This window comes from Leucobacter komagatae (assembly GCF_000834055.1).
Taxonomy (GTDB): domain Bacteria; phylum Actinomycetota; class Actinomycetes; order Actinomycetales; family Microbacteriaceae; genus Leucobacter; species Leucobacter komagatae_A.
Map to the genome: position 1 here is coordinate 29168 of NZ_JXSQ01000024.1, position 19972 is coordinate 49139.

Annotated in this window: 20 protein-coding genes; 6 read left to right on the plus strand and 14 right to left on the minus strand. The window is 65.2% G+C overall.

Going from position 1 to position 19972, the window contains the following annotated elements:
* Positions 1-195 precede the first annotated feature (195 nt).
* Positions 196-2037, minus strand: a complete 1842-nt coding sequence (locus SD72_RS13605; RefSeq protein ID WP_042545010.1) for an ABC-F family ATP-binding cassette domain-containing protein — start codon at positions 2035-2037, stop codon at positions 196-198.
* A 230-nt stretch (positions 2038-2267) separates the two neighbouring features.
* Here SD72_RS13605 and SD72_RS13610 point away from each other — a divergent pair, with 230 nt between their 5' ends.
* Positions 2268-4040: a lipase family protein gene (locus SD72_RS13610; protein WP_232299789.1), complete on the plus strand. Its 1773-nt coding sequence runs from the start codon at positions 2268-2270 to the stop codon at positions 4038-4040.
* 149 nt (positions 4041-4189) lie between these two features.
* Here SD72_RS13610 and SD72_RS13615 read toward each other — a convergent pair whose 3' ends face one another.
* Positions 4190-4378, minus strand: a complete 189-nt coding sequence (locus tag SD72_RS13615) for a hypothetical protein (protein WP_042545011.1) — start codon at positions 4376-4378, stop codon at positions 4190-4192.
* Positions 4379-4455: 77 nt separating this feature from the next.
* A complete protein-coding gene (locus SD72_RS13620) occupies positions 4456-5133 on the minus strand; it encodes a DsbA family oxidoreductase (RefSeq protein ID WP_042545012.1) in 678 nt (225 codons plus the stop codon).
* Between the two features lie 289 nt (positions 5134-5422).
* Between SD72_RS13620 and SD72_RS13625 the strand changes: the two genes are divergently transcribed.
* Positions 5423-6553 carry a hypothetical protein gene (locus SD72_RS13625; RefSeq protein WP_157000593.1) on the plus strand — a complete coding sequence of 377 codons (1131 nt, stop codon included), beginning with the start codon at positions 5423-5425 and terminating at the stop codon, positions 6551-6553.
* 34 nt (positions 6554-6587) lie between these two features.
* On the plus strand, positions 6588-7856 hold the full coding sequence (locus SD72_RS13630; protein WP_084767225.1) for a Glu/Leu/Phe/Val family dehydrogenase: 1269 nt from the start codon (positions 6588-6590) through the stop codon (positions 7854-7856).
* Positions 7857-7904: 48 nt separating this feature from the next.
* Here the strand turns inward: SD72_RS13630 and SD72_RS13635 are convergent, their stop codons facing one another.
* The 5 genes from SD72_RS13635 to SD72_RS13655 form a co-directional block, all read right to left on the minus strand.
* Complete coding sequence (locus SD72_RS13635; RefSeq protein ID WP_042545014.1) at positions 7905-8837, minus strand: 4-(cytidine 5'-diphospho)-2-C-methyl-D-erythritol kinase; 933 nt, start codon at positions 8835-8837, stop codon at positions 7905-7907.
* Positions 8838-8861: 24 nt separating this feature from the next.
* Positions 8862-9719, minus strand: a complete 858-nt coding sequence (gene rsmA / locus SD72_RS13640; protein ID WP_042545015.1) for a 16S rRNA (adenine(1518)-N(6)/adenine(1519)-N(6))-dimethyltransferase RsmA — start codon at positions 9717-9719, stop codon at positions 8862-8864.
* Positions 9712-10656: a TatD family hydrolase gene (locus tag SD72_RS13645; RefSeq protein ID WP_420038430.1), complete on the minus strand. Its 945-nt coding sequence runs from the start codon at positions 10654-10656 to the stop codon at positions 9712-9714. Before SD72_RS13645 ends, rsmA begins: the two co-directional genes overlap by 8 nt.
* The gene (metG, locus tag SD72_RS13650) at positions 10653-12248 is read right to left on the minus strand and encodes a methionine--tRNA ligase (RefSeq protein WP_042545016.1); all 1596 of its coding nucleotides are present in this window, start codon (positions 12246-12248) and stop codon (positions 10653-10655) included. Before metG ends, SD72_RS13645 begins: the two co-directional genes overlap by 4 nt.
* Positions 12249-12368: 120 nt before the next feature.
* Entirely contained in the window at positions 12369-12842 is a 474-nt protein-coding gene (locus SD72_RS13655; protein WP_042545017.1) for an OsmC family protein, read from the minus strand.
* 45 nt (positions 12843-12887) lie between these two features.
* Here SD72_RS13655 and SD72_RS13660 point away from each other — a divergent pair, with 45 nt between their 5' ends.
* Positions 12888-14228 (plus strand): aminotransferase class III-fold pyridoxal phosphate-dependent enzyme, encoded by a 1341-nt coding sequence (locus tag SD72_RS13660; RefSeq protein WP_042545018.1) that lies wholly within the window; start codon positions 12888-12890, stop codon positions 14226-14228.
* A 73-nt stretch (positions 14229-14301) separates the two neighbouring features.
* Here the strand turns inward: SD72_RS13660 and SD72_RS17095 are convergent, their stop codons facing one another.
* The gene (locus tag SD72_RS17095) at positions 14302-15030 is read right to left on the minus strand and encodes a TetR/AcrR family transcriptional regulator (RefSeq protein WP_052492702.1); all 729 of its coding nucleotides are present in this window, start codon (positions 15028-15030) and stop codon (positions 14302-14304) included.
* 103 nt (positions 15031-15133) lie between these two features.
* On the opposite strand from SD72_RS17095, the gene SD72_RS13670 reads away from it, so the two are divergent.
* The gene (locus SD72_RS13670) at positions 15134-16135 is read left to right on the plus strand and encodes an ABC transporter ATP-binding protein (RefSeq protein WP_084767227.1); all 1002 of its coding nucleotides are present in this window, start codon (positions 15134-15136) and stop codon (positions 16133-16135) included.
* Positions 16132-16920 carry an ABC transporter permease gene (locus SD72_RS13675; protein WP_042545019.1) on the plus strand — a complete coding sequence of 263 codons (789 nt, stop codon included), beginning with the start codon at positions 16132-16134 and terminating at the stop codon, positions 16918-16920. The genes SD72_RS13670 and SD72_RS13675 overlap by 4 nt, the downstream gene beginning before the upstream one ends.
* 40 nt (positions 16921-16960) lie before the next feature.
* Here SD72_RS13675 and SD72_RS13680 read toward each other — a convergent pair whose 3' ends face one another.
* The 5 genes from SD72_RS13680 to SD72_RS13700 all read right to left on the minus strand — a co-directional run.
* Complete coding sequence (locus SD72_RS13680; RefSeq protein ID WP_042545020.1) at positions 16961-17347, minus strand: DUF1307 domain-containing protein; 387 nt, start codon at positions 17345-17347, stop codon at positions 16961-16963.
* A 118-nt stretch (positions 17348-17465) separates the two neighbouring features.
* Complete coding sequence (locus tag SD72_RS13685) at positions 17466-18323, minus strand: PP2C family protein-serine/threonine phosphatase (RefSeq protein WP_052492703.1); 858 nt, start codon at positions 18321-18323, stop codon at positions 17466-17468.
* Positions 18324-18349: 26 nt separating this feature from the next.
* On the minus strand, positions 18350-19132 hold the full coding sequence (locus tag SD72_RS13690; RefSeq protein ID WP_042545021.1) for a YaaA family protein: 783 nt from the start codon (positions 19130-19132) through the stop codon (positions 18350-18352).
* Positions 19133-19190: 58 nt separating this feature from the next.
* Complete coding sequence (locus SD72_RS13695; protein WP_042545022.1) at positions 19191-19451, minus strand: F0F1 ATP synthase subunit epsilon; 261 nt, start codon at positions 19449-19451, stop codon at positions 19191-19193.
* 2 nt (positions 19452-19453) lie between these two features.
* A partial coding sequence (locus SD72_RS13700) for an ATP synthase beta subunit C-terminal domain-containing protein (protein ID WP_042545032.1) occupies positions 19454-19972 on the minus strand: 519 nt, incomplete at its 5' end.

Consider the following 19972-nt stretch of genomic DNA (forward strand, 5'->3'; position numbering starts at 1 on the left):
CGCCGCGAGTTTTGCAACAACTCGTGCGGCGCATCGGCGCGAGGGAGTCCAGCTCAGCTGTCGCCGGCGTCGCCGGGCAGCGATCCACTCGGCACCGCTCCCCCGAGTAGCTCCCCCAAGTAGCTCCCCCGGGTAGCGCGCCCGCAGTAAGCCGCCCCGCGCGCCCGCAGTAAGCCGCCCCGGGGGCTCAAATCGCTAGTTCAGCAGTTCCGAGAGCTCCAGCCAGCGCAGTTCGAGCGCGTCAACGTCCGATTCGAGCGCGGTGATCTTCGCCATCTCGGCGTTCAGCAACTGGTAGTCGCCCTGATCGAGCGTCGCGAGGCCCTCGCGGCCCTTCTTGATGTCGCCCTGCATGCGCGCAATCTTGCGCTCAACCGAGGCGATCTCCTTCTGCGCGTCGCGCAGCTCGCGCCCCGACAGTTTCGGTTCGGCCTTCGGCTGCTGCTTCGAGCCAGAAGCGCTGCCCGATCCGCCGCCTGCAGCAGCCGCTTCCTTCGCGCGCTCTTCGGCCTGGCGCAGCTTGAGGTACTCGTCGACGCCGTTCGGCAGGTGCCGCAGCTTCTTGTCGAGGATCGCGTACTGCTGATCGGTCACGCGCTCAAGGAAGTACCGGTCGTGCGAGACAACGATGAGGGTGCCTGGCCACGAGTCGAGCAGGTCCTCCATCGCGGCGAGCATGTCGGTGTCGAGGTCGTTCGTAGGCTCATCGAGGATGAGCACGTTCGGCTGATCGAGCAGGATGAGGAGCAGCTGCAAGCGGCGCTTCTGCCCACCAGAGAGATCCTTCACCGGTGTCGACAGCTGCGCGCTCGTAAATCCCATACGCTCGAGCAGCTGGCCGGGCGTGAGATCCTGCGCCTTCGATCCTGAGCCGACGGTGAAGCTCGTGCGCAGCCGCGAGATCACGACGCGCACTGGCTCGTTGAGGTGCGCCTCGAGCTCGTCGAGCCGCTGGGTGAGCTGCGCGACCTTCACGGTCTTGCCTGTCTTCACGGTGCCGCTCGTTGGCTCGACCGCGCCCGAGATGAGGCCGAGCAGCGTCGACTTGCCTGCGCCGTTCACGCCGAGGATGCCGGTGCGCTCGCCCGGGGCGAGGCGCCACTCGATGTCCTTGAGTACCTCGCGCGGCTCCCCCGATGCTGGATCGGTGTAGGTCACGCCGACGTCGAGAATATTCACGACCTCCTTGCCGAGGCGCGACACAGCCATCGACTGCAGCGAGACCTTGTCGCGGATCTCGGGAACGTCGGCGATGAGGTCGTTCGCTGCGTCGATGCGGAACTTCGGCTTCGCCGTGCGCGCTGGCGCGCCTCGGCGGAGCCACGCGAGTTCCTTGCGGGCGAGGTTCTGGCGCTTCTGCTCGACGACGGAGGCCTGCCTGTCGCGCTCGACGCGCTGCAGAATGTACGCAGCGTAGCCGCCCTCGAAGGGCTCGACCAGGCGATCGTGGACCTCCCAGGTCTGGGTGCTCACCTCGTCGAGGAACCACCGATCGTGGGTGACGACGAGCAGCGCGCCCTGGTTCGCCGGCCAGCGGCGCTTGAGGTGCTCTGCAAGCCAGGCAACGGCCTCAACGTCAAGGTGGTTGGTTGGCTCATCAAGGAAGAGGACCTCCCAGTCACCGACGAGCAGCCGCGCGAGGGCGACACGGCGTCGCTGACCGCCGGAAAGTGAGTCGAGTTCCGCGTCCCACGGGAGATCCGCGACGAGGCCCGCAATGACGTCGCGCACCCGCGGCTCGCCCGCCCACTCGTACTCGGGAGTATCGCCGACGATCGCGTTGCCGACGGTCTCGCCGTCGTCGAAGCGATCCGCCTGGTCGAGCACGCCAATCGTCGTGCCGCCGCGGTAGGTCACGCGGCCCGAATCCGGCCCGCGGCGACCCGCGAGCATCATCAGGAGCGAAGATTTACCGTCGCCGTTTCGGCCGACGATGCCGATGCGATCTCCCTCATCGACGCCGAGCGTCACTGAGTCGAATACGACCTTCGTCGGAACTTCCAGGTGCAGGGCCTCGGCCCCAAGAATATGCGCCATAACCCCCTAAGCGTAGTTCAGTTCGATGTGGATCAGCACCGCGCCGATGCGGCGCCGGAGTTCTGCGGTGTTTCACCGCTTCGCCGCGCAGTCCCAGCTCGGAAGACGCAGCCCGCCGCGAACCGGATACGACTCCCCTGCGTGCGCGCGATCCCGGTATTCTGAGGGGTGTCGCCAGTGGCGACTCCCGGCCTAGCCGCAGACACACGAACAGGGAGAAAGGCGTCACCGTGCCGCTGAGAACACAGGTCGCCGCATCGCTCTCGGTGTTTGCCGGGCGAGCGCGCGCCGTCATCGGCATCGCAGCAGTCGGACTTGGACTTGCGCTCGTCCTCGCGCCACTCTCAACGCACCAGATCGCTGTCGTCACCGGCATTGGACTCGTGCTCGCGGGAGTCGCCGCCTACCTCCTCCCAACGCTTGATGGGTTCACCAGGGCTTCGGCGCGAGTATTCGGCACCGTGTTTGTTGTGCTCGGTGGCATCATCGCACTGTGGCCGGCCGCCGGCGCACCATGGCTCGCGTTCCTCGTTGGCGTCTCCCTCATCGGCCATGGGATCTTGCAGGGCGTTCAGTCGTTCCGGCACGGCGGCGACCAACGGGCCACCAGCTTCATCGTTGCGCTCGCGAGCGTGCTCCTCGGTATCGTCGCATTCTCCTGGCCCGTCCTCACGCTCACGTTCTTCCGCCTGGGCGTCGGTGCCTGGTTCGTTTTCTTCGGGCTGCAGCTCACCATGTTCGCCCTCTATCGCAAGAATCCACGGGCAGCGAAGCCACGCTCACGCGCGGCACGCTGGTCCCGCACGATCGGGGCGAGCCTCGCGCTCGTTCTCGCGGTCGCTCTCGCCGTCGGCAGTGGTTGGGCCCTCGGTGGGGTTCCGCTACCGCAACCCGGGAAGTTTTACGATGTGCCAGCGAACGTCCCAGCTGAGCCGGGGAGGCTTATCCGCTCCGAGCCGATCAAATCGGGGCTCCCGAAGGGCGCGGAGGGATGGCGGATCCTCTACACCACCACACACTTTGACGGCTCCCCCGCGGTCTCGAGCGGCACGATTGTCGCACCGAAGAAACGCACTGGGGAGCAGCTCCCGCTGCTGTCGATCGCACACGGCACAACCGGCGTCGCCGCGAAGTGCGCTCCGTCGCTGAGCGCGACGCCGCTCGCCGATGGCGCCGGTGCGGCGCTCGCGCAGATGGTCTCGGACCACGGCTGGGCGGCCGTCACCTCCGACTACATCGGGCTCGGAACCGCGGGGGTGCACCCCTACCTCATTGGCGATTCTGAGGCGCGCAACGTCCTCGACGCGACACGTGCAGCGCAGGACTTCGCCGAGATCAATGTGGGAAACGAGACCGTGGTCTGGGGGCACTCGCAGGGCGGGCAGGGCGCGCTCTGGACCGGGCAGATCGCCGCGGAATACGCCCCAGAGATCACGGTGCAGGGCGTCGCAGCGTTTGCCCCGGCAGCGGACCTGTTCGGGCTCGCAGAAGTCAACAAGAGTGACGCAGCAGGCAAGACCGTCTCTGCGTACATCGCATCAACGTGGGCCGAGCTCTACCCTGAGCTCGACCTCGCATCACAGCTCACCCCCGGTTCGGCCCGCGGCGTCGCGAAGATTCAGGATCTCTGTTTCAACGGCCAAGACGCACTCGCTGCGATTCTGCACGGCACGCAGGTTCCGAACCAAATCTTCCCGGACCGTGTGCTTGACGGGAAGTTCGGCACGCTGCTGCGCGCGCAGACCCCAACAGGGCCGTTCCCTGCGCCGGTTCTCGTCGCGCAGGGCGGTGCGGACCCACTCGTGAAGCCGGATCAGCAACGGGCCTGGGTAGCCGACCGTTGCGAGGCAGGCGCAGAGATCGACTACCGCGAGTTTCCCGGCCGCGACCACCTGTCACTTGTCGCAGGCGACTCCCCGCTCACACCCCAGCTCGTCGCCTGGACCCTCGATCGCGCAGCGGGCGCTGCTGCAACACCAAACTGCGATCTCGCATCCGAGTAGCCGGCCAAGCCACGGCCCAAGCGCTGCCCCCTCGGCAATCCCTGCGGCGGCGCGCTGCTTTGAGGCAGGGTGCCCCTGACGGGAATACCCCCAGAACGACCTCTGGCGGCACACCACGGATGGGTGCGCCGCCAGAGTGGAGTAAGAGCCTAGCCCTCGCCGGGCATGCAGCAGCTTCCGCCGCAGCACGACCCTGCCGCGGAGCTGTCTCCGAGCAGATTGAGGATCTCGGCTGTCTCTGCGCCAGCAAACGCGGCCGCGCCAGCAATGCTCGCGTCGGTGTTCAGCCCGATTGGCTGGGCGTCTGCCTCAGTGTTCTGTGTGGTTGTCTCGTTCATTGTGGATCCTCTCCTACGTAAATCCTACGTCGCGTCGCGGACTCCGGTCCGCTTGCGCAATTTCTCTCAGCGGGCCCTCAGTCCTGGGGGCCACCTTCAGCTTCGAGGGTGAGCACCTGCTCGAATGCGCTCACAAACATCTCTGGCTGCTGCGCGCCGGACACACCGTACTTCTCGTTGATGAGGTAGAACGGCACACCCGTGACACCGAGCATGCGAGCACGTGTGATGTCGCGCTCGACTGCTTCGCCGAAGCGTTCGTCCTCGAACGCGTCGTGAACTTCTTCCGGGTTGAGACCGACCGCATCGAGAACTGCCGCTACCTGCTCTGGGTCGCCGACGTTGACGCCCTCTTCGAAGTAGGCCTTGAAGAGCCTGGCGAGGACTTCGTCGTAGATACCCTGCTCCTTGGCGAGGTGCAGCACACGGTGCGCCGCCGCGGTGTTCGAGTGTGCGACCTTCTCGAAGTCAAACGTGATGCCCTCGGCTGCCGCCATTCCGGTCATCTGACCGAGCATGTCTTCAACCTGCTCGCGGGGCATCCCCTTGTGCTTCACGAGGAAGTCAATCTCGCTGCCCTCGAAGTTCAGCGGGGTATCTGGCGCAAGTTCATAGCTGTGGCCCTCGATCTCAAACTCGACTTCGGGGTTCTCCGCCCGAAATTGCTCAACTGCCGTGTGGAAGCGGTTCGCCCCGATGTAGCACCACGGGCAGGCAATGTCGGACCAGATGTCAATGCGGATCGTATTGTTCACGTCCCGTGCAACCCCAGGCGCGCGAGTTCTATTCCGTTCCCGAGGGAGATTCGCCCCGTTTGGGCTGCCCGCGCGAAGTTCATGTCAGTTTGGGCGGGTTTTCGGTCAAATTCGGGGCCAAACCTGCCCAAACTGCCATCGACTTCCCTGGGGGCGGATCCAAGCCCTCAGCTCACCGCCTCGCACCCAAACATACGCCCACACATGTTGCCTATTGACCGAACGTGACGCCCGTTCTAACATAAAGAACGATCATTCGTTTTAATGAAATAACGAAGTGGAGAACCCAATGAGCACACATGAGGCACCCCAAAACGCCGGGCGACGGTGGGGACGAACGTGGGGCGTCGCGCTCGGCGCGGCCCTCGGCCTCGCCATACTCGCGACAGCGTTTGTGTGGCCCGCCGTGTCGAACGAGCCGGACGGGCTTTCCGTTGCGATCACCGGCGACGCCGAAGCCGTAAGCGCGTTCACGCAGAGCACCGCCGACAGCCTCGGCGAAATCGTGGAGATCACTGCCGTCGACGACAGGGATGCAGCCGTAGTCGGCATCGAAGATCGATCATTCATTGGCGCACTCGTCCTCGGCGAGAACCCAGAGGTGCTCATCGCTTCTGCCAGCGGGCAGGTTCCGACCGCGTTTATGAACCAGATAGCCGGGCAGCTGCAAGCCAACATCGACGGGGCAATCTACGTTGGCGTCACTGATGGGATCCGGGCCATGCTGGCGGCGCAGGGTCCTCCGCCAGCCGGCGCGCCGGACGGCAACCCCGCGGCCGCAGCGATGAACAACTTCCCGGAGAGCCTGCCAACTGTCGCCGTCACCGACATCGTGCCATACGCGGATGGTGATCCCAGCGGCACCGGCATCACGTCAGCAGGCATCCCCCTCACCGTCGGGAGCCTCCTCGCGAGCATCCTCATCGCATTCAGCGTCGCTGGCAGGTGGCAGCGAGTGAGCGCAGTTCTCTGCCTCGGCATCGGTGGCGGACTCGCACTTACCCTCCTCCTCGGCACCTGGCTTGAAGCGTTCCCTGGCCCCTTCGGACTGGTGTGGCTTGCACTCTCGCTCTCGGTCACGGCGACGAGCGCGCTGTTCGTGGGACTCCACTCTGTGATGGGGCGCGCGGGGCTAGGGATCGCGGCAGCGGTGACGCTGTTGGCCGCGATGCCGTTGGCGGCCTTCGCGGTCCCGTACCAGTTCCTCCCCGGCGGGCTCGGCTCGTTTGGGCAGGGGCTCATCCCTGGAGCGACGTCGTCACTCGCCCGAAGCGTCAGCTACTTCCCCGAGGCCGCCACCGCCGCTCACTGGTGGACGCTTGCAGCGTGGGCTGCAGCCGGCCTCTTGCTCGTGTTCATCGCACGCACCGCGAAGCGGCCACCGGTTGCACCTGCACCGGCTCGGCCGGTCCCCGCGTAATGCTGTGCGCTGCCGTCCCCCGTTAAGGAGCATCATGCAAGATTCCTCAACTGCCGTATTGGACGAAGTCTCGATCGAGGCTTCTGTGCACGCGCTCGTAGACCGGGCTGCGCGAACGATCGGCCTGCGCGAAGACACCGCCGCAGTGCTGGCGACGAACTACCGCGAAACGAGTGTGCAGGTACCGGTTCGGCGCGACGACGGTAGCCTCTTCGTCGCACGTGGACACCGGGTGCAGCACAACGGTGCGCGCGGGCCGTACAAGGGCGGGATCCGCTACCACCCCGACGCTGATTTGGACGAGGTGCGCGCCCTCGCCTCCCTGATGACCTGGAAAACCGCCCTGCTCGATCTGCCGCTCGGCGGCGCGAAGGGTAGCCTGCAGATCGACCCCGAACAGTTCTCGGCTCGCGAGCTCGAAGCGCTCACGCGCCGACTCGCGCTCTCGCTCAGCCACGTGCTCGGCACGTACCGGGATATTCCGGCTCCCGACGTCGGCACGGACGCCAGGACAATGGCGTGGTTCATGGATGCGTACAGCAGCAGGCACGGCTACTCCCCCGCCGCCGTCACAGGCAAACCCCTCGTGCTTGGGGGCGCCCCGGGCCGAGTCGCCGCGACCGGCCGCGGGCTCGTGTACGTGATGGAAGCCTTCGCCCGCCGCGCCGGCTGGAGCCTCGAAGGGACCCGTGTCGCGGTGCAGGGCTTTGGCAATGTTGGATCGTGGGCGGCTCACGAACTTGCCGAGCTCGGCGCGACAATCGTTGCCGTGAGCGACGTGCGCGGCGGGGTCGCGAACGATCAGGGGCTCGACATCGATGAGCTGATCCGCACAGTAGCAGCGGGCGGTTCCGTTGGCGACGCCTGCGCGGTCAACGATCACCTCGATCACGCCGAGGTGCTCACGTACGACTGCGACGTACTCGTCCCGGCGGCGCTCGGCGGCAGCATCTCGAGCGCGAACGCGCAGGACATACGCGCTTCACTCATCGTCGAGGGGGCGAACCATCCGATCACGGCCGCGGCAGATCAACTACTCGCCGAACGCGGGGTCACCGTGATTCCCGATATTCTCGCCAACGGCGGAGGCGTGACCGGCTCGTACTTTGAGTGGACACAGAATATCCAGCAATTCACCTGGCACGAGCGCCACTTCAACGACACGCTCCGCGACCGAATGACGACGGCATTTGACCGAGTGTATGACACGGCAGCAGCCGAGGAAGTCACCCTCAGGGAAGCCGCGTACATCATCGCCCTCGAGCGAGTCGCGCACACCGTGGAGTTGCGGGGCTACGTGTGACAGCGAGCTGGGCGCGGCCTGGCAGAAGCGACCGGCACCCCAACCTGGCTAGCCTTCGATGATGCGCGCACCGTGCACGGGGCCCGTTGCGGTGAGTGCGCTAATGCCGGCACGCATGAGCACCGAACGCAGCTCCGAGGCCTCCTGCGCGCTTTCGACAAGAAACGCGACCGTCGGCCCTGAACCCGACACGATTCCCGCGAGCGCGCCGCGAGACTCCCCGAGTTCAAGCAGCTTGGAAAGCTCTGGAGCGAGCCGGAGCGCAGCCGCCTGCAGATCGTTGTGCATCGAGTCTGCGAGCGACTCGGCGTCGCCGACACGCACCGCCTGCAGCACCGCCGTTTCGACCTTCACGTATTCGGGTTGTTGCCCAAGCTCGGTGCGGTGGTCGTCGCGGTGCCTGTCGAGCATGTCGTATACCTCGGGGGTCGAAAGCCCGCCGTCGGAGAGCGCGAGTACCCAGTGGAACGTTCCCTTCGCGAGCGCCGGGCTGAGCTCGTCGCCGCGTCCGGTGCCGACCGCAGTGCCGCCTTCGAGCGCGAAGGGCACGTCAGCGCCAAGCTCGGCCGCAAGGGCGACGAGCCCCGCCCGCCCGACGCCGGTCTCCCAGAGCTCATCGCAGGCGAGCAATGTCGCGGCCGCATCCGCTGATCCGCCGCCCATACCGCCGGCGATCGGCACACGCTTGAGCACCGTGAGGTCGACTCCGCCCCGATACCCGGTGTGCGAAGCAAGCAGGCGTGCCGCCCTGATGGCAAGGTTCGACTCATCGGTTTCGAGCCCGTTTGTGTCGATCGGCCCGCCAAAGCGCAGCGTGAACGTATCTGATTTGACCGCGGTGACCTCTTCGAACAGAGATACGGCCTGGTAGAGGGAGGCAACCTCGTGGTAACCGTCGTCCTGGAGCGCTCCTACACGGAAGTACACATTGATCTTGCCGGGCGCTCGCACGGTGATCGATCGTCGCTGGTCGGTCCGCATGGTTCCTACGCTAGCGCAACTCTGCTACTGCCCGCTGCGCGCGATCGCGAGGAAGTCATCGATGTGCAGCTGCTCCGCACGCGCTGTCGGCGCGATGCCCGCTGCTTCGATAATCTCCACCGTGCGATCCGCACCCAGAACTGTTTGCAGCGCCTGGCGAATCATCTTGCGACGTTGCGCAAATGCCGCGTTCACGATCTCGAATGTGCGCACGCGTTCTGCCTCGGTGCCGATCGGCTCGGCGCGCTTAACATAGGAGACGAGCACCGAGTCCACGCCTGGCACCGGCCAGAACACGCGTCGGCTCACGGTGCCTGCGATGCCCCATTCGCCGTACCAGGCTGCCTTGGCGCTCGGTGAGCCGTACTCCTTGGAGCCGGGGCCGGCGGCGATGCGGTAGCCAACTTCTGCCTGCACCATCACCAGGCCGCGATTCAGCTGCGGGATGAGTTCGAGCAGGTGCATCAGGATCGGGACCGAAACGTTGTACGGAAGATTCGCGACGAGGGCTGTTGGGTGGCCCGGAAGCGTCGCGAGGTGTTGCTCTGACAGATCGAGGGCGTCGGTGTGGATCACGCGGAACCGTGCGGCCGCATCTGGCTGCATGGCGCGGATGGTGTTCGGCAGCTCGGCGGCGAGGCGCGAGTCGATTTCGATGGCGGTGACGTCGGCGCCCACCTCGGTGATGCCGAGGGTGAGCGAGCCGAGGCCTGGGCCGATCTCGATGACGAGATCGCCAGACTCGACGCCCGCGAGCCGCACGATCTTGCGCACGGTGTTCGGGTCGATCACGAAGTTCTGGCCGAGCTTCTTTGTCGGCGAAACGTCGAGGCGTTCGGCGAGCTCGCGAACCTCGACCGGGCCGAGCAGTGCGCTACTCATCGGTGTCCATATCCCACGTGCCGTACACGCGTTCGGTGTTGGCTGCGAGCCGCTCGCAGACGAGCTCGAGTGGCTCCCCTTGGACCTCTGCGAGGCGGCGCACAGTGTGCGGCATGAGGTAGGGAGCGTTTGGGCGTCCGCGGAGCGGCTCCGGGGTGAGGAAGGGTGCGTCGGTCTCGACAAGCACGAGCTCCGGACGGGCGACGGCGAGTGCTTCGCGGAGCGCCGGGGCGTTCTTGAACGTCATTGTGCCGGCGAACGACATGTACCAGCCGCGCTCGTTGCAGATGCGCGCGAGCGCGGCGTCACCGGAGAAGCAGTGGAAGACGGTGCGCTCGGGGGCGCCAACCCGCGTGAGCGTTGCGACGACCTCCTCGTGCGCGTCGCGATCGTGGATCTGCAGCGCGATGCCGTGTGCCTTCGCGATCTCGATGTGGGTCTCGAACGACTCGTACTGCGCGTCGCGGCCGTCCTCACCGGTGCGGAAGAAGTCGAGCCCTGTTTCTCCGACTGCGCGCACTCGAGGCGCTGCAGCGAGCCGGGCAATCTCCGAGAGATGTTCGGAGAGCATGCCAGCTGCGGCGAGGCGCGGCGCTTCATTTGGGTGCAGGGCGACCGCGGCGAGAACGCGTGGATCGTTGGCAGCGAACTCGGCGCTCCACCGGCTCGTCTCGAGGTCCGTTCCGACCTGCACGACGCCCCGCACTCCCGCCGTCGCGGCGAGCGCGAGTGATTCGAGCGGATCGAGTTGGTCAACCCCGTCTTCGAATTCGAGGTGTGTGTGGTTGTCGTAGACGGGAAACGGGAGCGGATCGGGGCTCGCTGGTCGCGTGAGGTCGCGGGTCTGCGTTCCGCTGCCGTCGGAGCCCGACTTGCGCTTTCGCAGCCCCCCGGCTGGGGTGAGCGAGGGTGCGCCGCCCTCGGCGGCCGCGGTCACTTGCTGTCGCCCTCGGTCTCGATCCGGGGGAAGAGCACGGCGAGCGGGTGCTGCTGGGTGCCCGCAGGCAGTCGACCCCAGGTTCCCGCTTCGCGGAGTGGCTGCTCGCTGAGTTCACCGAGAGTTTCCTCAGCGCCGAGCGCGTGCCAGAGCTTCGCGGTAGCTGCCGGAATGACGGGGTGCAGCAGCTCTGCGAGTACCCGCAATCCGTCGGTCACCGTGTAGAGCACTGTTCCGAGCCGCTCGCGCTGCGCGTCGTCCTTGGCGAGCACCCACGGCTGCTGCTCGGTGATGTAGCCGTTCAGCGCGTCAACGAGCTCCCAGATCGAGCTGAGCGCCTCGTGGATCGCAAAGCGGTCGATGTGGGCGTCTGCCTGCTCGGTTGCCCGCGCTGCAAGCTCGCGGATCGCTGCGTCTGCCGCTGTCTCGGTACCGGCCTCGGGCACGCGTCCCTCGTAGTACTTCACGTTCATCGCGAGCAGGCGGCTCGCAAGGTTGCCGAAGCCGTTCGCGAGCTCAGCCTGGTAGCGAGCGGCAAGATCTTCCCAGCTGAACGAGCCGTCGTGCCCGAAGGAGACAGCGCGCGAGAAGTAGTAGCGGAACGCGTCGGCACCGAAGGTGTCAGTGATCTCGTTCGGGGCGATACCGGTGAGCTTCGACTTCGACATCTTCTCGCCGCCAACAAGCAACCACCCGTGCGCGAACACGTTTGATGGCACCTCGAGCCCAGCTGCCATGAGCATCGCGGGCCAGATGACAGCGTGGAAGCGGAGAATGTCTTTTCCGACGATCTGCACTGCTGGCCAGTGAGTGAGCTCGGCCGCCGGGTTCTCCGAATCAGCGCCGTACCCGCGCGCAGTGATGTAGTTGAGCAGCGCGTCGAACCACACGTAGGTGACGTGTGAGGAGTCCCACGGGATGGGGATGCCCCAGTCAAATGAGGTGCGTGAGATCGACAGGTCTTCGAGCCCCTGCTGCACGAACGCGATGACCTCGTTGCGTGCGCTCGCCGGCTGCACAAAGTCTGGGCGCTCTTCGTAGAGCGCAAGCAGCCTGTCCTGGAACGCGCTCATCTTGAAGAAGTAGTTCTTCTCGTGGAGCAGTTCGAGCGGCTTCGAGTGAATCGAGCAGACCTTTTCGCCCTCGTATGGGCCGACGCCGTCGACGATCTCACTCTTCGGCTTGAACTCTTCACAGCCAACGCAGTAGAGCGCCTCGAACTCGCCCGCGTAGACGTGGCCGTCGTCGTGCAGTCGCTGCAGGAAGAGCTCGACGCCTGCCTTGTGGCGCGCGTCAGTGGTGCGGATGAAGTCATCGTTCGAGATGTTAATCGTGTCGAGCAGCGGCTTCCACGATGCCTCGACCAACCGGTCAGCCCACTCCTTCGGGTGCACGCCGTTCGCCGTGGCTGTGCGGAGAATTTTCTGGCCGTGCTCGTCGGTCCCGGTGAGGAAGAAGGTGTCATCTCCTGCCTGCCGGTGCCACCTGGCGAGCACGTCAGCGGCCACCTCGGTGTACGCGTGCCCGATGTGGGGCGCATCATTCACATAGAAGATCGGCGTGGAGACGGAAAACGAAGACGACTTGGCCATGGCTGCCATTCTATTGCCAGTGCGCAGTGCACGTGACCGTATTACGCCCTGTGCGGCTTTCGGCGGTGCCGCGGGCACGCGGCACCGCCGAATCGCCGGGAGCGTTTCGCTTCGGAAGGCTTACGCTGCGGTGACGAGAATCGTCGGAAGGTGGTCGACGGGGAAGTTCACCGACCGCGCAATAAAGCAGTTCTCGGACGCCTCGGCGTGGGCCGCGCGCGCCGCGTCAACCATCGAGGCGTCAGCGACTGTGACTTCTGGCCGAAGCGTGACCCCGGTAAATTCACCACCAAGCCCGGCCTGCCGCATTACCCCGACGGCGCTGTCCCGGTATGCCGTCACGACGATCCCCGCGCGCACCGCCATGTGGAGGTAGGAGAGCATGTGGCACTGCGCAAGGGCGGTGACGAGCAACTCCTCCGGATTCCACCGGTCGCGGTTGCCTCGGAAGGTGGGATCCGCTGAGCCGGCGAGGTCATCCTTCCCGGCGGCGCGGATCACGAGTTCTCGCCCGTAGTCGCGGTACCCGCTGGTACCAGTGCCACGGTTGCCTGCCCACTCGACTTCAATGAGGTACTCATGCTCGCTGGTCATGCTCCCATCGTAGAGCGCACGACTTCACGGGAGTAAGCTTGTCGCATGAGCTCAGACATGTTGGAAGCAGAAATCACTCAGGAGCGGAAGCTCATTACCGAGATTCCCGGGCCACGCTCGCAGGAAATCCATGAGCGTCGCAAGCGAGTGGTTCCGCCTGGAGTGCACACCGTCTTCCCCGTCTACATCGAGCGCGCACATGATTCCATCGTTGTTGACGTCGATGGCAACCAGCTCATCGACGTGTGTGGCGGCATCGGTGTCACCACCATTGGGCACACCGACGAAGCTGTCGTTGCTGCCGCTCGGGAGCAGCTGGGCAAGGTCACCCACACGCTCTTCACCATGAACGCCTACGAGCCCTACGTCCGCGTTGCTGAGCTGCTCGCAGCGCACGCCCCGGGCGACGGCGAGTACAAGACGTTGCTCATGAACTCGGGCGCTGAGGCAGTGGAGAACGGCGTGAAGATCGCGCGCAAGCACACCGGCCGCCCCGGTGTGGCAGTGCTCGAGCACGCCTACCATGGCCGCACGATGCTCACGAGCAGCATGAACCACAAGGCTTCGCCGTATGCGCTGGGCTACGGACCGCGCGCGGGCGACATCTACCGTGCACCGAACTCGCACCCGCTGCACGATGGCCTGAGCGGCGAAGAAGCAGCGAAGCGCACGATCAACCACCTCGAGAAGACCGCTGGTGCGTCGGATCTCGCGTGCCTCGTCGTCGAACCGGTGCAGGGCGAGGGCGGATTCATCGTCCCAGCAGAGGGCTACCTCCCCGCGCTGGCCGCGTGGTGCAAGGAAAACGGCATCGTGTTCATCGCCGATGAGGTGCAGGCAGGCATGGCTCGCACTGGCAAGATGTTCGCCATCGAGCAGTTCGGTGTGCAGCCGGATATCATCCTCACCGCTAAGGGCATCGCAGGCGGCCTGCCGCTGTCTGGCATCACCGGACGCGCTGAAATCATGGACAAGTCGATCCCCGGCGGCCTGGGTGGCACCTTCGGCGGAAACCCTGTCTCCTGTGCAGCAGCGGTTGCAGTCTTTGAGCAGATTGAGAAGCTCGACCTGCTCTCAGAGGCGAAGCGCATCGAGCAGACATTCGGTGATGGTCTCCGCCAGCTGAAGGCCGAGTTCGATTGCATCGCTGAAGTACGTGGCTTCGGTGCAATGCTTGCGATCGAGATCACGAAGCCAGGAACGCTCGAGCCAGATGCTGACCGTGTTTCAGCGGTCATCGATTTCGCTGGCAAGCACGGCGTGATCCTGCTCTCGGCTGGGCTCTACGGAGAGGCGATCCGCTTCCTCCCATCGCTCAAGATGACCGACGAGCTGCTGCTCGACGTAGTCAGCGTGCTGCGCGAGGCGTTCACCGCTACCGCATAACCCGCAGCGCATCACGAACGCGGCCCGGAACTTTGGTTCCGGGCCGCGTTCTGCGTTCTGCGTTCTTCAGCGCCTAGTCGGTTGCGTCTTCGGGTTCAGCAGCGAGGCCGAGCAGCAGCGTGCGCATCGCGAGCTCCCCAACGGCGGCCTCATCTCGGTCGAGAACGCGAGGCTCGGTCTGATCCGCAGCAGCCATGGTGCGCTCGGCTGCGGCTAGTTCAGCGATAAACACCGCAACAATTTCGCGCACTTCCGCTCGACGCTCCGGGACCCGCTGCCCAAACATCATCGCTTCGAGCGCCAGGGTCACGCCCTGCGTAACCTCCTGCCGCGTCGCGTGCACCGGAGCCGGCTGCGCGTCGGCGTCTGGCTGCCCCTCGCCGCTGGTAGCCGCGTGCCGGATGGCGGCCAGTGCTGCGGTTTCAGCGCGGAGCGCTGCGAGGAAGGTCTGTTCCTTCGACCCAAAGTGACTGTAGACCGCACCCTTGGTGAATCCGGCCGACTGGGCGATGTCCTCGAGTGACACACCGGCGTAGCCGCGCTCGGCGAAGAGCCGCGCTGCCTGTTCGAGCAGTCTCTCCTTCGTGCTCAGCGGCCGTGAACGCTGCTCAACCCACGCACTTGCCTGGGCAAGCGCTTGCGCGGCCGCCAGCAGCCCCTTCGTGACGCCAGCTTCCGCCTGTGTTCCGGCCGCGCCAAACGAGTGACCAAACTGACCTGCGGCCTCCGCGAGCGCGCGCGCTGCATCGCGCAACCGCTGCTCGCCTGTCGGGTCGCTTGCCCCGGGTTGTTTCGAGTCCATACGCACAGCGTACCGCACATACCGGCAAAAATACTCTTGCGTATTCAAGATACTCATGGGTATATTCATGCCGTAGGTATTCGCCCCCACGGATTGGACCCTCATGCACCCCTCACCCTCCGCCTCCCCAGATCGGCCCCGCACGGCCGCAACGCCCCCGGATTCGCTGTGTACAGCAGACCCCGTCCTCACCGTCGCGGGTCTCACGAAGCGGTACCGCGGAAAGACACATCCCGCCAACGACGATGTGACACTCACCGCAAGCGCTGGGCGCGTGCTCGGTGTGCTCGGACACAACGGGGCAGGGAAGACGACCCTCGCGAACCAGATCGTCGGGCTCCTCAAACCGACCGCAGGCTCTATTACGGTGGCCGGAGTCGACGCAGTAGCTCATCCGGCACGCGCCCGCGAGATCGTAGCCGTGCAGGCACAGGCCAACGTCCCCATCACTGGCCTCACTCCCCGAACTGCAATCGAGCTCGTCGGCCGGATCCGCGGCGGCACCCCCAGCTTCGTCCGGCGCCGGGCTTCTGAGCTCCTCGACGCGCTCGACCTTGGCCAGTGGGCAGACACGCCAGCGCAGAAGGTCTCGGGCGGGGTCGCACGGCTCACGGCCTTCTGCATGACCGTCGTCACTCCGAGCGCGCTCGTCATTCTTGATGAGCCAACGAACGATGTCGACCCAGCACGAAGGCGGCTGCTGTGGGACGCAATCCGAGCGACAGCAGCATCGGGCTCCGCCGTGATGCTCATCACCCACAATGTCCGCGAGGCTGAGCACGCTGTCGACGATCTCATCGTCCTCGACAGCGGCAAGGTGCTCGCTGCTGGGACGCCAGCCCAACTCACGAGCCACCTGAGCGGCGAGCTCTTCCTCGAGATCGACGGCGAGCACATCCCAGAGCTTCCCACCGGGTTGCGAGCGACATCCGCGCGGGCCGCGCAGGCGACCATCGCGGTGCCGTCGGAGCGAGGGGCAGAGGTCGTCTCCTGGGCCCAGATCGCCGTTGGCAGGGGTGAGATCGAGCGGTTCTCCCTCACCCCAGCGTCGCTCGAGGACGCCTACCTCGAGCTTGTCGGTGCAGGGACGGAGGAGGCGGCATGAGCGCCATCACGCAGCACGCCACGACCCCAACTTCGCCCATACGGCACACGCTCCGCGGCCTGCGAGGAACCATGCTCCTGATGCAATGGCAGGTGCGCAGGCAGGCGCAGATGCTCCCGCTGATGGTGGTGGTGCAGACCGCGCTCGCGGTCTCGACCGTGCTGGGGTACGGGATCCTCATCGGCGATGTCTCACCCGAAGCCGCACTGTTTCTCGCGACAGGTGCGCCGACTATCACCTTGATCACCGTTGGGCTCGTGATGACGCCACAGGCTATGGTGCAGTCACGAATGGAGGGCAGTGCGGATTGGCTGCGCACGCTCCCCCTGCCGCGGGGCGCCTTTCTCGCTGCGGATCTCACGGTGTGGACGCTGCTCGCGCTCCCCGGCCTCGTACTCGGGGCGATTGCCGGCGCCCTCTACTACGACATCACGTACCAGCTCTCGGCCTGGATACTCCCCGTCGCCATACTCGTATCGCTGACGGCCGCAGCTATCGGCTACGCGTTTGCGACGCTGCTGCCGCCCCTCATCACGCAGCTTGTGTCACAGCTTCTGGTGTTTCTACTGTTGCTCTTCTCGCCGGTAAGCTTCCCGGCGGCAAACCTGCCGGGTTGGCTGAGATCCGCCCACGAGGTACTCCCCATTGAACCGATGGCAAACCTTATGAGAGCGGGCCTTGCAGGCCAAACGTTCGACGCAAGCCTCCGCGACCTCGTGGTCGTGCTGTGCTGGTGTGGCGCTGCGGTTGCCGCAGCTGTACTCGCACTGCGCAAGCGCGGCTAGCGAACCGCTGACGATCGTGCGGTAGGGGGCGGCTCGCCTCCTACCGCGCCTGACTGTAGTTGTCGCGTTTCAGCGCCGCGACCGCTTCCTTAAGGCTCACCTGACGGGCCTCGTCAGGGTCGTCAACAGGCCCGGCACCGGTTGCCAGCGCGAGTGCTGCGACGTCGAGCTCGCTATACGTGAGTGTCACGATTTCAACGAGTTGCGTTTCACCGAACTCAATCGAGTGCTCGACGCCGTCGATCGCCGCGAACTTCTCAGCGAGGTCGCCGTACTGCGCCTCGGCAGCGTCGCGATCCGCGATCCCGCGAGGCTCGTAGTGCAGCACGTTCTTCGTCATCTGCGTCGTCACGCTGTCGCCATCGGCGACGTAAGTGACGGTGGTGAATGCACCGTCAGCTGCGCGCGTGAGAATCGTCTCCGTCACGTCCGGCTCCGCTCCCCCGGCGCTACACCCGGCAACAGCAAAGGTCAGGGCGAGGCACACTCCGCCGATTTTCCCGAGAGCACTCGCCCTCCGATTCTTCCGATTCGTCACGGCGACTTTACGCTGCTGGAGCGTCATCCGCCGGGTCGAGTTCAACACCGCTCGAAGCTAGGCTCCCCGTGTCAATGACATCCCCAACGGCGTGGACGTCGATAACCACAACGGTCACGTTATCGCGGCCGGCGTTGTTCAGTGCCTGCTCTACCAGCGTTCGAGCGGCATCCTCGGCGCTCACCTGCGTCGAGAGGAAGTACTGGATCCCCACGTCAGTGAGCTCCTTGGTGAGCCCGTCTGAGCACAGCAGAATACGCTGCCCAGGAATGAGTGCGAGGGAGGTGTAATCGGGAAGCGGGGCCTCGCCGAGGCCAACAGCGCGGGTAATCACGTTGGAGTGCGGGTGAACCTCGGCCTCTTCCTCAGTAATCGCGCCGGTATCGAGGAGGTGCTGCACGACGGAGTGATCCACCGTAATCTGGCTGAGGGCGCCCTTGAAATACTGGTAGACCCGAGAGTCGCCAATATTGAACACTCGCCACACGGGAACGTCGCTCTGCTCGCTAACGATGACGCCAGTCACCGTCGTACCAGCGCCAAGCTCCGTCTCACCGGCATCGATCTCGATGTCGTCGACGGCCTGCGTGAGGATGTCGAGCACGTCATCCTCGGTCACGGCGAGGTCGCCAGCAAGCTCATTGAGTCGACGCACGACTGCAGCGGAGGCGACTTCCCCGGCAGAGTGTCCGCCCATGCCGTCGGCAACGGCGAACACGGGGGGAACCGTGATGTAGCTGTCTTGATTCGTCTCGCGTCGGTTGCCGACGTGAGTGATCGCATGCCAGGAGAGCTCGATGTCGGCTTCCCCGCCCTGACGGTACGCGAGGCGTCGCCTCACCGCGTTTTCACCGTGGGTGGTCACCAGAGATTCTCCTGCACTCATGTATTCTATCGGCTCGCCGCCGGAACGCCCTGTTCTGTGACGAGACGAACGGTTTCTGACTCAGGGTCCGCGTGAAGCTCGAGACCCGCAGCCGCCGCCCAGTCGAGCAAATCCTGCCGCGAAACGATCTCGGGGGCTGCGGAAGCGAGTCGGCGTACAAGGTCACCCTTCGCCGCCTTGTTGAAGTGATTCAGTGCGCGAACCTCGCCGTCTTGACTCCTCGCTACGACGTCGAGGTAGTCGCTTTGGGCGGCTCCGAGCTGCGCGAGTGGTGCCAGCGCGGCGTAGTCCTTTGAGCGCAGATCCAGCACGTACGGCGCACCCTGAAGGGAATCCGTGTGCGTGCCCGCCCACAGCTTCGCGAGCGGCTTCCCAAGCTCGGGCAACCGAGATGACGCAGACAGTCTGTAGCCAGGAATCCTGTCACCTGCGCGGATAAGCCCAAACAGCGCAGACTGCACGAGCACGTGTTCACTGATCCAGTCACGCGCGCTCGCGGGCAGCTCGGTCGCAGCAAGCGCGTCATAGAGCACGCCGGTGTAACGCTCGATCGCTGGCATGGCCCCGCTCGACTCGAGCTCGAGGTTCCGCAGGCGCTCGTCCCGGTTCTTCACGCCGAGCTTGAGTGCGCGTGTCGCAGCCTCCTCGTCGCGGCTGACCTCTTGCAGGGCCGACCGGACGAGCCCGCGCGGCGTATCGAGGGCGTCTGCGAAGGACAGTTCCTCGGGCGAAAACGAGTGCCGCCCTCCGAGACGCTTGGTCTCGGAGGGCGGCAACAGGATACGCATAATGGTTCTAGCCTAGCGCGCGATGGGCGTACGCCCTGACGAACGGTCCGCTCGTCGCCTACGCTACGAGCACAGCATCGCCAGCGACGATGGTGACCGTGTCGTGATCGACTGAGAGGAACCCGTCATCGGCATTCACGGTGACCTTCTGGCCGTCAACCGTCGTTACACGCACCTCGCCCTTGGCGAGGAGCGCGAGCAGCGGCTGATGGCCGGTGAGGATACCGATTTCGCCCTCGACGGTGTTCGCGATGACCTGGGTGCCTTCGCCAGCCCAGATCTCGCTAGTCGCCGAAACAACCTTGACGTTGAGCGCCATGATTAGGCCATATCCTTCTGCATCTGCGCCCACTTCTCTTCAACGTCGGAGATTCCGCCAACGTTGAAGAATGCCTGCTCGGCGACGTGGTCGAACTCGCCCTTGGCGATCGCGTCGAACGACTCGATGGTCTCCTTGAGCGGAACCGTCGAACCCTCAACACCGGTGAACTTCTTCGCCATGTAGGTGTTCTGCGAGAGGAACTGCTGGATGCGGCGTGCGCGCGATACGGTGATCTTGTCCTCTTCAGAGAGCTCGTCAACGCCGAGGATCGCGATGATCTCCTGGAGTTCCTTGTTCTTCTGGAGGATCTGCTTCACCGTGGTTGCAACGCGGTAGTGGTCAGCGCCCAAGTAACGCGGATCGAGGATACGCGAGGTCGAGGTCAGCGGATCCACGGCCGGGTAGAGGCCCTGCGAAGCGATCTCACGCGAAAGCTCGGTGGTAGCGTCGAGGTGGGCGAAGGTCGTCGCCGGGGCCGGGTCGGTGTAGTCATCGGCAGGCACGTAAATTGCCTGCAG